The organism is Aestuariimicrobium sp. T2.26MG-19.2B, assembly GCF_950101875.1.
Taxonomy (GTDB): Bacteria; Actinomycetota; Actinomycetes; order Propionibacteriales; family Propionibacteriaceae; genus Aestuariimicrobium; species Aestuariimicrobium kwangyangense.
Window position 1 is genome coordinate 1,568,919 of record NZ_CATNLW010000001.1, and the last position, 12,082, is coordinate 1,581,000.

10 protein-coding genes are annotated in these 12,082 nt (G+C 70.1%); 8 read left to right on the forward strand and 2 right to left on the reverse strand.

Annotated features, from left to right (window positions below; genetic code table 11):
- Positions 1-74 precede the first annotated feature (74 nt).
- The 3 genes from QQZ11_RS07055 to QQZ11_RS07065 all read left to right on the forward strand — a co-directional run bounded on the left by QQZ11_RS07055 (position 75) and on the right by QQZ11_RS07065 (position 5,123).
- Positions 75-3,137: an acyltransferase family protein gene (locus tag QQZ11_RS07055; protein ID WP_284549522.1), complete on the forward strand. Its 3,063-nt coding sequence runs from the start codon at positions 75-77 to the stop codon at positions 3,135-3,137.
- 16 nt (positions 3,138-3,153) lie between these two features.
- A complete protein-coding gene (locus QQZ11_RS07060; protein WP_022911105.1) occupies positions 3,154-3,603 on the forward strand; it encodes a DUF3151 domain-containing protein in 450 nt (149 codons plus the stop codon).
- A 236-nt stretch (positions 3,604-3,839) separates the two neighbouring features.
- A complete protein-coding gene (locus tag QQZ11_RS07065) occupies positions 3,840-5,123 on the forward strand; it encodes an adenylosuccinate synthase (RefSeq protein WP_284549523.1) in 1,284 nt (427 codons plus the stop codon).
- 60 nt (positions 5,124-5,183) lie between these two features.
- On the opposite strand, the gene QQZ11_RS07070 is transcribed toward QQZ11_RS07065, so the two are convergent.
- A complete protein-coding gene (locus QQZ11_RS07070) occupies positions 5,184-6,026 on the reverse strand; it encodes an NAD(P)-dependent oxidoreductase (protein ID WP_284549524.1) in 843 nt (280 codons plus the stop codon).
- Positions 6,023-6,379, reverse strand: a complete 357-nt coding sequence (locus tag QQZ11_RS07075) for a DUF488 domain-containing protein (protein ID WP_284549525.1) — start codon at positions 6,377-6,379, stop codon at positions 6,023-6,025. Before QQZ11_RS07075 ends, QQZ11_RS07070 begins: the two co-directional genes overlap by 4 nt.
- A gap of 48 nt (positions 6,380-6,427) precedes the next feature.
- Between QQZ11_RS07075 and QQZ11_RS07080 the strand changes: the two genes are divergently transcribed.
- From QQZ11_RS07080 to purB, 5 genes are all read left to right on the forward strand, one after another.
- Positions 6,428-7,840, forward strand: coding sequence for a lactate racemase domain-containing protein (locus QQZ11_RS07080; protein WP_284549526.1), 1,413 nt, complete (start codon positions 6,428-6,430; stop codon positions 7,838-7,840).
- Between the two features lie 69 nt (positions 7,841-7,909).
- Positions 7,910-8,977, forward strand: a complete 1,068-nt coding sequence (locus tag QQZ11_RS07085) for a Gfo/Idh/MocA family protein (RefSeq protein ID WP_284549527.1) — start codon at positions 7,910-7,912, stop codon at positions 8,975-8,977.
- A gap of 34 nt (positions 8,978-9,011) precedes the next feature.
- Positions 9,012-9,230 carry a hypothetical protein gene (locus QQZ11_RS07090; RefSeq protein WP_284549528.1) on the forward strand — a complete coding sequence of 73 codons (219 nt, stop codon included), beginning with the start codon at positions 9,012-9,014 and terminating at the stop codon, positions 9,228-9,230.
- A 68-nt stretch (positions 9,231-9,298) separates the two neighbouring features.
- Positions 9,299-10,579, forward strand: a complete 1,281-nt coding sequence (purD, locus tag QQZ11_RS07095; RefSeq protein WP_284549529.1) for a phosphoribosylamine--glycine ligase — start codon at positions 9,299-9,301, stop codon at positions 10,577-10,579.
- Between the two features lie 9 nt (positions 10,580-10,588).
- Entirely contained in the window at positions 10,589-12,082 is a 1,494-nt protein-coding gene (purB, locus tag QQZ11_RS07100) for an adenylosuccinate lyase (protein WP_284549530.1), read from the forward strand.

Sequence of the window (12,082 nt, forward strand, 5' to 3'; positions counted from 1 at the left end):
CTACGCTGCCGCCTGCGGACGCGGGATGGGTCTGGCTTAGGCTGTGGTGTCGCATCTCTCACGAAAGGATCGCTGTGCAGTCCGGCTCCGCCCGTGGTTCCTCCGACGAGACGTCGAGACGTGGCTCGGGTGAACCGGGACACGCCAGTGACCACGAGCCCGGGCCCGGCCGAAGGTTCGTCGACGAGATGGTGCTCTCGGCGCGGCGGGCCCAGTTGGCGGCACGACGCGCCCTGGCCTCCGAGGGTGATCCGATCGAGCCCGAGGTGGACGACTCCCCGCCCCCGATGAGGATGGTGCCGGTCGTGGCGAGCCGTCGTGCGCTGCCCGTTGACGGCGACCGGCCCAAGCTTGAGGTGGTGCCGGATCCCGAGCCGGAGCCTGCGCACCTGCTCACCCTCGTCCCGGAACCGGATCCAGATCCTGATCCAACCCCGGAGCCGGAGGCTGACCGTCAGCCCTCACCCGCAGCCACCCTCGTCACCGGCGAGCCGGCGTCCGAGGTGGTGGGTTATCTGGCGGTGCCGTCCGGGACCGCTCCCGCCCCCGTCAGTCCAGAACAGAACAGTCCAGAGCAGATCAGTCCAGGCCAGGCCGGTGCAGGCCAGGGCGGTCCGGGACAGGTCGGTGCCGGCCCGAACGGGGGCGGCGAGATCGCCGCCACCGTGCTGCCTCCCACCACGTTCGACCTCTCCGCCCCAGTCGCTCTCGATCGCCCGGAAGCATCGGTCGGCTCCCGCGCCGCCCAGGCGGTGGCAGATCGGCCGCGCACGGTCGCGCAGGTGGGAGCCGAGTCGCTCCCGACCAAGACCCCCGAGCAGACACCGCCCAGCCCAGCCACTCCGGCCGCCGCCACGCCGCCCGGCACCGACGCACCGCCCACCGTTGACCCCCACCGGCCGGCCGCACGGCGCGCCATGACCACCGCGCCTCGGCGCAGTTGGCGACGGGTGCTGCTCGATCTGGTGGTGCACCGTCGACCCAAGTACTCCACCGTGCGCGGCGACATCGAGGGCCTGCGGGCCATCGCCGTGATCTGGGTGGTCATGTACCACCTGGGCGTCCCCGGAATCAGGGGTGGCTTCAGTGGGGTCGACGTCTTCTTCGTGATCTCAGGATTCCTGATCACCGGGCAACTGATCGGCATGGTCCGACGCCGAGGGCGCCTCGACCTGGCTGACTTCTGGTCACGGCGGCTGCGCCGGCTGATGCCCGCGGCCACCCTCGTGCTCCTCTCCACCCTGCTGCTCGGTTGGTGGCTGCTGCCCACCAGCGAGTGGGACCGGCTCAGCACCGACGGCCAGTTGGCCACCGTCTACGTGCTCAACTGGGGCCTCACGGCCCGCTCCGTCGACTACCTCGCCGAGGACGCCGCACCGTCGGCCTTCCAGCACTACTGGAGCCTGGGTGTCGAGGAGCAGTTCTACATCCTGTGGCCGCTGACCATCATCGTGTGCCTGCTGGTCGCACGGAAATGGGGCAGGCGAGCGCTCCCGACCATCACGGTCGGCCTCGGACTGATCACGGTCGGCTCGGCCCTCTACTCCTGGTGGTACACCGCCCACGACGCCAGTCGGGCCTATTTCTCCACCTTCACCCGACTCTGGGAACTCTCGATCGGCGCCATGGTCGCCTGCGGGGCTGCGGGGATGCGCCGGCTGCCTCGTTGGCTGGCGATGCCTCTGGCCGGCGCCGGGGTGACGGCCGTAGTGGCGTCCGCCTTCGTGATCGGACCTGACGACCCATGGCCCGGGGTGATGGCGTGGCTCCCGGTGGCGGGCAGTGCCGCGGTCCTGGTCGCCGGCAACATCAACGACACCACGGGGGTCGCGCGTGCCCTCGGCAACCCGGTGATGCGCCAGATCGGCATGCTCAGCTACGCGATCTACCTGTGGCACTGGCCGCTGATCGCGATCTGGACGCTGCGCCACCCCGACGCGGGATGGTTCTCGAGGGTGGTGATCGTGCTGCTGACGCTGGTGTTGTCGATGCTCACCCTGCGGCTGGTGGAGGACCCGATCCGATTCGCCGGTGGATTCCAGAAGCACCCCCGCCGGGTGTTCGTCATGGCAGCGGTCATGCTGCTGGTGACGGTGGCCGTGGCCCAGGTCGTCCGCCACCAGGTGCCGGCGGTGGCGCAGGTCGACGTGTTGGGTGGACAGGCCACCGCCTCGGCGTCGGCCGCCGAACCGAGCACCTCGCCGAGCTCGTCCTCCTCGCCCACCCCGACCCCGACGGCGCCCCTCCCGCCGCTGCCGGTGACCGGCGACTACACCGGCGCCCTGTCGCTGGTCCACAACTCCTCCGTCGAGGGGATGCCCACCCTGCGGACCGACCTCGACGCGGCGATGGCAGTGACGAAGCCGCTGGTACCGGCGGTGGCCGTCGCCGCCAAGGACGTGCCGTGGGTCTATGCCTCGGGCTGTCAGCGGGGCAAGACCCAGGACACCCCGGTACGACCCGACCAGTGCATCGTCGGTGACCCGAACGGCACTGTCCGGGTGGCCCTGGTGGGCGACTCCAAGGTGGACCAGTGGGAGCCTGCGCTGCGGGTGATCGGTGCCCGCCACGGCTGGAGGATCCAGACGCTGGCCAAGTCGGGCTGCGCGTTCGCGTCCACCCCCCAGTACCCGGGGTGCAACCAGTACAACTCGGCCCTGCTCACCCAATTGATGACCGATCCGCCCGACCTGGTGATCACCTCGACCTACGCCGAGACCCAGGGCACCACAGGACCCGGCATGGTCGACCTGCTGTCGAAACTGAAGGCCAAGGGCAGTCAGGTGCTGTTCATCGAGGACAACCCCACCCCGCCCACCCAGGAATCGGTCTACCAGTGCGTGGAGCGCAACAGCGGCCAGAACAGCTGCCGATTCGTCCCCAACGACGGCCACGGAACCGCGGACCTGCGCTACGCCGCCCGGCAACTCGACGCCCCCGTGGTCAGCATGAACCCATGGATCTGCCCGCCCGCCCTGCAGTTGTGCCCCGTGGCCCTGGGCAACGTGTTCATCTATCGACAGTCCAGCCACCTCACCAACACCTACGTCACCTCGCTGACCCCGCTGCTGGAGCGCTCGCTGGTCGAGGTCGGGGCACTCCAGCCACCGGTGCTCCCGCTGCAGCCGAAGCGCTGAGCGATAGAGTCCGACCATGGCCACACCCGAGACCCATCCGAACCTGATGGCCGCCTCCGGAATCCCGACGCGGCTGCCCGACGACCCGGCCCTCGACGCGCTCGCCGAGCGTGGACGAGACGGCTTCCTCTCCGTGGTGCGGGAGTACCCGTCCTCGTCCATCGTCTGGGCGTTGTTGGCGGAGGGGTCATTGCTCGCCCACACCGAGGGCGGTGACGTGGCCGCCTACGCCTACGCCCGCACCGGCTACCACCGGGGGCTCGACGCCCTGCGCCGGGCTGGGTGGAAGGGTTCAGGACCGATCCCGTGGGACCACGAACCCAACCAGGGCTTCCTGCGCGCACTGTGGGCCCTGGCCGTTGCCAGCGTCCGGATCGGTGACGTGGACGAGGCCGAACGGTGCTCGCAGTTCCTGCGCGACTCCTCCGAGGAGGCCTGGCAGGAGCTCAACACCCAGGAGTTCTGACCCCGGCCTCGTCGGCCGGTTCGGACGAGGATGGTGGATCACAGTCCGCTAACGGTCGGGCCACGATCATGGTCGCGGACGGGGTCGACGGCCGTGGGTGGCCTAGACTCGTGTGGCACGAGCCCCCCGCGACACGGTGACCAGTCCCGTGCCTCGACGACCGGGGCTCGAGCCGTGTCAGGGCACCGCGACAGCGGTTCCGGACGCGCCACGAGAACCAATCCGGAGGAGACACCATGCCGGGCATCATCGTCGTCGGAGCCCAGTGGGGCGATGAGGGCAAGGGGAAGGCCACCGACCAACTCGGTGAGCGCGTCGACTACTGCGTCCGCTATTCAGGCGGCAACAACGCGGGGCACACCATCGTCGTCGGCGGTGAGAAGTTCGTCCTCCACCTGCTCCCCTCGGGCATCCTCAACCCCGAGACCACCACCATCCTCGGCAACGGCGTGGTGATCGACCTGGACGTGCTCGCCACCGAACTCGACGCCCTGTGGAGTCGCGGCGTGAATGTGCCGCACCCGCTGCTGAGCGCCAACGCGCACATCATCACCCCTTACCACTCCACCCTCGACAAGGTCACCGAGCGGTTCCTGGGCAAGCGCAGGATCGGCACCACCGGACGCGGGGTCGGACCCGCCTACTCCGACAAGGTCAACCGCCTGGGCATCCGGGTGCAGGACCTGTTCGACGAGTCGATCCTGAGGCAGAAGGTCGAAGCAGCACTGGAGCAGAAGAACCACCTGCTGCTGAAGGTCTACAACCGCCGCGAGATCGACCCGGTGCAGATCACCGAACTGCTGCTCAGCCACGCCGACAAGCTGCGCCCCTACGTCATCGACGCGGCCCGGGTCATCAACGAGGCCCTCGACGCCGACAAGGTGGTGCTGTTCGAGGGCGCCCAGGCCTCGCACCTCGACGTCGACCACGGCACCTACCCCTACGTCACCTCCTCGAACCCCACCGCCGCCGGCGCATGCACCGGGACCGGGGTGGGACCCACCCGCATCGACCGCGTGGTCGGTATCGCCAAGGCCTACACCACCCGGGTGGGCGAGGGTCCGTTCCCCACCGAGCTGTTCGACGAGGACGGTGACGCCCTGCGCGAGAAGGGTGGCGAGTACGGCGCCACCACCGGACGCAAGCGCCGCTGTGGCTGGTTCGATGCGCTGGTCGTCGAGCACGCCTCGATGGTGAACGCCTTCACCGACGTCTTCCTCACCAAGCTCGACATCCTGTCGGGATGGGAGAAGATCCCCGTGTGCGTCGCCTATGACGTGAACGGGGTGCGGCACGAGACCATGCCCATGACCCAGTCCGACCTGCACCACGCCACGCCCGTCTACGAATACCTCGACGGGTGGTCCGAGGACATCTCCGAGGCACGATCCTTCGACGAGTTGCCCCCGAACTGCCAGGCCTACGTGAAGTTCCTCGAGCAGAAGATCGGGTGCCGCATCTCTGGCATCGGTGTCGGCCCCGGGCGTGAGCAGTCGGTGATGATCAACGACCTGCTCTGAGCAGGCCCTCCACCCGAGGTAGCCAGTCGGCGGCCTCGGCCAGTGGCGACCAGCCGGTCCTCAGCCGGTCAGGGTCTTCAACACCGCGATCGAGTCCTCGCCACCCAGCCCGGCCTCGATCGCGGCGTCGTTGAGGCGCTGACTGGCCGCGACCACGTCGAGGTCGACCCCGACGGAGGCGGCCAGGTCGAGCGCCAGCTGGGCATCCTTGCGCATCAGGGCGACCGAGAAGACGGGGACGAAGTCCCCGGCCACCGCCCGGGGTGCGACATCACGGAACAGGCCCGACACCGTGGCGGCCCCCGAGTCGAGCACCACGTCGACGAAGGTGGCCGGGTCGAGACCGGAGGCCCCGGCGAGCGCCAGCGCTTCGGCGGTGACCGCATTGATGGCCGACAGCATCAGGTTGTTGCACACCTTGAGCGCCGCCGCCGCACCGGCGTCACCCACCCGCACGACCCGCCGCGCCAGCGGTTCGAGCACCTCGCGCGCCGCGCCGAACAGTGACTCGGTGCCTCCGACCGGGATCGTCCACGAGCCGACGCCCGCCGGCCGCCCCAGGATTGGGGTGTCCAGGTGTGGGCCGAGCTCGGCCAGCTCCCGCGCGGTGCCGGGCCCGATGGTCGAGGTGTCGCAGACCAGCAGGCCGCCGTCGGTCGCCCACAGTTCCCGGGTGACCTGCCGGACGATCGCGTCATTGGGCAGCGAGAGCACCACCGCGCCCACGCGGGCGGCCAGGGCGGCATTGGTCTCGGACACGCTGAAGCCCGCCGCGGCGGCTCGATCCCGTGCGGCGGCGGAGGCATCGGTGACCACCACCTCGCGGCCGGCCTCGCGCAGCTGGTGGGCGATGGGCCACCCCATCGCGCCCAGACCGATGACGCCCACACTCGCCGCACTCATGACAGACCCTCCAGCCATTCCTTGAGCACGACCGCCTGATTGTGCTCGGTGTCGTGGGCAGAGTAGAGCAGCATCACCGTGGGCAGGCCCACCAGTTCACGGGCGACGCGCCCGGCCTCGTCCGAGTGCTGCAGTTCGGCGAGGTAGTCGGTGCGGAAGTCCGCGAACTTGTCGGGGTCATGGCCGAACCGCTGGCGCAGCTCGGTGCTGGGAGCCAACTCCTTGGCCCACCGGTCATGGTCCAGGTCGTCCTTCCTCACCCCGCGGGGCCACAAGCGGTCGACCAGCACCCGGAACCCGTCGTCCGGCCCGGCCTTCTTCGCGTCCTGGACGCGAGCGATCGTGCACTTCATGCCTCGAGTCTCTCCTCTGTGGGCCCCGGGCGTGCCAGAGTCGAGCGCATGCAGGTGAACCTTCAGTACGGAGACGGTGACGTGGCCGTCGAGATCCCCGACGACTCCGTGGTGATCCGGGAGGGGATCGTGCACGAACCGACCCCGCTGGCTGACCCCCATCGGGCCACCCGGGAGGCGATCGCCCGACCGCTGGGCATGCCCCCGATCGGAGACCTGGTCGGCCCCGGGGGAACGGTCACCATCAGCTTCCCCGACCGGGTGAAGGGGGGCTCACACGTCACCGCGCACCGCAGGCTGGCGATCACGGCGGTGCTGGACGAACTGGCTGCCGCCGGTGTGCGCGACCGCGACATCACCCTCGTGTGCGCCATCGGACTGCACCGCAAGAACCGTCCCGAGGAGTGGGCCGAGTACCTGGGTGCCGACCTGCTCGAGCGCTGTGCCGGCATGAGGGTCGTCAACCATGACGCCGAGGACCCCGAGGGCATGATCGACCTGGGGGAGTCGTCCCTGGGAGACCCGGTGCAGGTCAACCGGGCCGCGGTCGAAGCCGACCTCTCGGTGCTGGTGGGGCACGCCTCGGGCAACCCGTACGGCGGGTACTCGGGCGGCTGGAAGATGCCCGCCACCGGACTGACCTCGTGGCGCTCGATCGCGGCCCACCACGCCCCGCGGACGATGTACCGCCCCGACTTCGTGCCCGCCACCCCGCATGGACGTTTCCGGGAGCAGCTGCGGGCCATCGGCGAGCGGATGGAGGAGCACCTGGGCGGTCGGTTCCTGGCCATCGACGCGGTGCTCGACTCCCGGTCGCGGCAGCTGGCGGTGGCAGCCGGGGCGATCAGCGAGGTCGAGCGCGCCAGTTGGCCACTGGCGGCCCAGCGCACCGACGTCGAGCTCGACGGTGACCCCTTCGACGTCCTGCTGCTGGGCATGCCGCGCACCTTCCACTACGGGCCCGGGATGGGATCGAACCCGATCCTGATGATGCAGGCGTGTGGCGCTGCCATCGTGCGCGCCAAGGCGGCTCTGGTGCACGCCCCCATCGTGATCGCCGCCAGCATCTGCGACGGGTGGTTCAACGACGCCGACTTCCCGAGCTACCGACCCGCGTTCGACCTGTTGCAGACCGTCGACCACCCCCGCGACATGGTGCAGTTCCATGATCAACTCTCCACCGACGAGGGCCTGGTCTCCCGGTACCGGGAGGACTACGGCTACCACCCGTTCCACGCGTTCTCGATGGTCTACATGGGTGGGGTCGCCCTCGACCAGACCCAGGCGGTGGTCATCGCCGGCGCGGAGCGCCCCGACCTCGCCCGGGCGATGGGCGCGCGTACTGCTCCCGACGTGGAGTCGGCACTCAGTCACGCCGCCGCCCTGCTCGGACGAACCCCGCGGGTGCTGTGTGTGCCCCAGTTGACGGCCCCTGCGTTCCACCCGCGGATGGCCCGCTGAGACCGCCCCGCCGCGGGCAAGGACTGGCAACGCCTGCTGCGGGGGTGGGCCCGCTGCCAGACTGCGACCATGACCAGGGTTGCGCTCGTGGGTACGGGTTTCATCGCATCGGTGCACGCCGACGCGATCCTGGCCGCCCGAGGCCTCGAACTGGCCTGCGTCGTCCAACGCACCCCCCGCGATCCTGCGTGGGGTGACCGCTACGGGGTGCCGACCTTCCGCGCCCTGCCCGAGGCGGCCCGAGCCGTGTCCTTCGAGCTGGTCGCGGTCACCGTGCCGACGGGAGCCCACGTCGCGGTCGCCATCGAAGCGCTCGACCTCGACAAGCACGTGGTGGTCGAGAAGCCCGCCGACATCACCTTGGAGCGGATCGACACCCTGCTTGCCGCCGAGGAGGCCGCCGGCCGGACGGTCTCGGTGATCAGCCAGCACCGGTTCGACCCCGCGACCTCCCTGGTGGCCGAGCTCATCGACGCAGGTTCGCTGGGGAGGATCACCTCGGCCATCGCGTCCACGCCGTGGTGGCGCCCCCAGTCCTACTTCGACGGCAGTGACTGGCGGGGCACCTGGCAGCACGACGGCGGAGGGGCCCTGATCAACCAGGGCATCCACGCCCTCGACGAACTGGTGCACCTGCTCGGCCGACCCGTGGAGGTCTTCGCCTGGACGGCCACTCTCGCCCACCACATCGAGGTGGAGGACACGGCGGTGGGCGTGGTGAGGTTCGAGAGCGGTGCACTCGCCGCGCTGCATGCCACCACAGCCGCCAACCCCGGACTCAACGTCAGCCTCTCGGTGATGGGCTCCGAGGGATCGGCGCTCATCGAGAACCATCGGCTCCGCTACCTCCACCGCTCGGGCCAGGCTGAGGACGACCCCGAGGTGCGCGAGCGTCCGATGTCGTCCACCAACCAGCTGGACGACCTGCCCGTCGGCCTCCGGGAGGCCGTGCTCAGGGAGGAACCCCTGAGAGTGGGGCACACTCGCCAGTACGAAGCCATCGCCGACGCCCTGACCGGGCTCGGGGCGGGGGAAGGGGTTCGTCCGCCGGTGCCGTTGGTCGAGCACCGCAGCTCCTTGGCGTTGGTGCTGGGGCTCTACCGGTCAGCCCGCACCGGAATGGTGGTCCCCCTCTGACGGGGGGCCCGAAGGCCGGATCTAGGCTGGATGCATGGGCAAGCAGAAGCGCCCGCTCACCGCGGGGGAGAAGGTGGTCCTCGGCATCGCTGCCGGGGTCGAGTTCAGTGCCAAGGTCGCCATGTGGCGCGATCTCAAGAAGCGCCCGGCCGAGCAGATCCATGGGCCGAAATGGGCCTGGGTGGTGGGGTCCTTCGTGAACACCATCGGTCCGGTCGCCTACTTCGGTTGGGGACGCCGGCGCCACCGCTGACGCCACGGGGAGATGTTCGCGCACCGGCGCTGGACGGCCGCGGCGGGCCCAGCAACTAGGCTGGCCCCGTGAACCCCCAGCGACCCGGTGTGCCCCCCTTCAGCGTGCTGGTCGTGGGCGCCGGCGGACGCGAGCATGCGCTCGCCCGTGCCATCGCCCAGGACCCGCAGGTGACCGCGGTGCACGTCGCCCCGGGCAATCCCGGCACGGCCACCATCGCCACGAACCACCCCGTTGACCAGCTCGACGGCGCTGCGGTCGCCGCCCTCGCGGTGGAGCTGGGCGTCGGCCTGGTGGTCGTGGGGCCGGAGGCCCCCTTGGTCGCGGGCGTCGCCGACGCGGTGCGCACCGCGGGCATCCCCTGCTTCGGTCCGAGCGCCGAGGCCGCCCGACTCGAGGGCTCCAAGTCCTTCGCGAAGGACGTGATGGCCTCCGCGGGGGTGCCGACGGCGGACGCGCGGGTCTGCACCACCGCCGACGAGGTCGCGGCCGCCCTGGACGAGTTCGGTGCCCCCTACGTGGTGAAGGCCGACGGACTGGCCGCCGGCAAGGGAGTCATCGTCACCGACGACCGGCAGGCGGCGGTCGACCACGCTGCCGGGTGCGACCGGGTGGTCATCGAGGAGTACCTGGACGGTGAGGAGATCAGCCTCTTCGTCATCACCGACGGAACCACCTGCGTGGGACTGCAGCCGGCCCAGGACTTCAAACGGGTCGGTGAGGGTGACACCGGGCCCAACACCGGCGGAATGGGCGCCTACTCACCCCTGCCCTGGGCTCCCGACGACATCATCGAACAGGTACTGGCCACGGTGGCGCGCCCGACCCTCGACGAGCTCAACCTGCGGGGAATCGAGTTCTCGGGCCTGCTCTACTGCGGTCTGGCGATGACCAGCCGCGGACTGAGGGTGGTCGAGTTCAACGCCCGATTCGGCGACCCCGAGACCCAAGCCCTGATGGGACTGGTGGAGACCCCCGTCGGCCAACTCCTGCTGGTCGCCGCCACCGGCACGCTCGCCGACTTCGGCGAGGTCCACTGGCACCCGGGAGCCGCCGTCGTGGTGGTGATGGCCGCCGACGGTTACCCCGGCACCCCGGCGAAGGGCGGGGCGATCATGTTGCCCCCCGACCGCGAGGACGCCTGGGTGATCCACGCCGGCACCGCCCTCGACCCAGACCATGATCAACTGGTGGCCGCCGGTGGTCGGGTGCTCACCGTCGTCGGACGAGGACCCGACCTCGCCGCCGCCCGTCACCAGGCCTATGCCCTGGTCGACGAGATCGACTTCCCGACCGGATTCGTCCGCCGTGACATCGCCGCGCGGGTGCTCGCCGGCGACCCCGCCTGAGGAGGCACCATGTCTGTTACACCCGCTCCCGTCACCCCCGCTTCCGCAAACCCCGCGCCCGTTCCGAACGTGCTCGCCAATCGGTACGCGTCCACCTCGATGCGCACCATCTGGAGTCCCGAACACAAGATCATCGCCGAACGGCGGTTGTGGCTGGCGGTGATCGAGGCCCAACGCGACCTCGGGGTCACCTTCGCCGGCGAGAAGGGTGCCGCCGAGGACGTCGACCGGGTGCTCGCCGACTACCGGGCGGTCGTCGAGCGAGTCGATCTTGGTTCCATCGCTGCCCGCGAGCGGGTCACCAAGCACGACGTGAAGGCACGCATCGAGGAGTTCAACGCCCTGGCCGGGCATGAACACGTGCACAAGGGCATGACCAGCCGTGACCTCACCGAGAACGTCGAGCAGTTGCAGGTGCTCGCCTCGCTGCGCATCGTGCGCGACCGGATCGTGGCGGCGCTGGCGATGCTCGCCGACCTGGCGGCGCGGTACAGCGACCAACCCATTGCGGGTCGCTCCCACAACGTCGCCGCCCAGATCACCACCCTGGGCAAGCGGTTCGCCACCGTCGCGGACGAGTTGCTGGTGGCGCACCGCCGCATCGACGAACTGATCGAGCGCTACCCCGCCCGCGGCATCAAGGGGCCGGTCGGCACCAGCCAGGACATGCTCGACCTGTTGGGGGGCGACGAGGCGAAGCTCGCCGACCTCGAGCAGCGGATCGCGACCCACCTGGGGTTCCGGCAGGTGTTCACCTCGACCGGGCAGGTCTACCCACGCTCCCTCGACTACGACGTGGTCACCGCTCTCGCCCAGGTCGCCGCGGCGCCGTCGAACCTGGCCACCTCGATCCGACTGATGGCCGGGCACGAACTGGTCACCGAGGGGTTCAAGCCGGGTCAGGTGGGCTCGTCCGCCATGCCCCACAAGATGAACACGCGCTCCTGCGAGCGGGTGAACGGGCTGGCGGTGATCGTTCGCGGTTACGTGTCCATGGTCGGCGAGCTGGCCGGCGACCAGTGGAACGAGGGCGACGTCTCGTGCTCGGTGGTGCGTCGCGTCGCGCTGCCCGATGCCTTCTTCGCCCTCGACGGACTCTTCGAGACCTTCCTGACCGTGCTCACCGACTTCGGCGCCTTCCCTGCCGTCATCGAGGCCGAGCTGGCTCGTTACCTGCCGTTCCTCACCACCACCAAGATCCTGATGGGAGCGGTGCGCGCCGGCGTGGGACGAGAGACCGCACACGAGGCCATCAAGGAGAACGCGGTGGCCGTGGCGCTGGGCATGCGCGAGTCGGGCGCCCGCACGAACGACCTGCTCGACCGGCTCGGTGCAGACTCGCGGCTGGGTCTGTCGAAGCAACAGCTCGAGGCCATGGTCACCGATCCGCTGGAGCTGTCGGGGGCCGCCCGGTCCCAGGTGGCCAACCTCGTGGCCCGCATCGGCGAGCTGGCGGCCGCCCACCCCGAGGCGGCGTCGTACCGCCCCGGGGAGGTGCTCTGA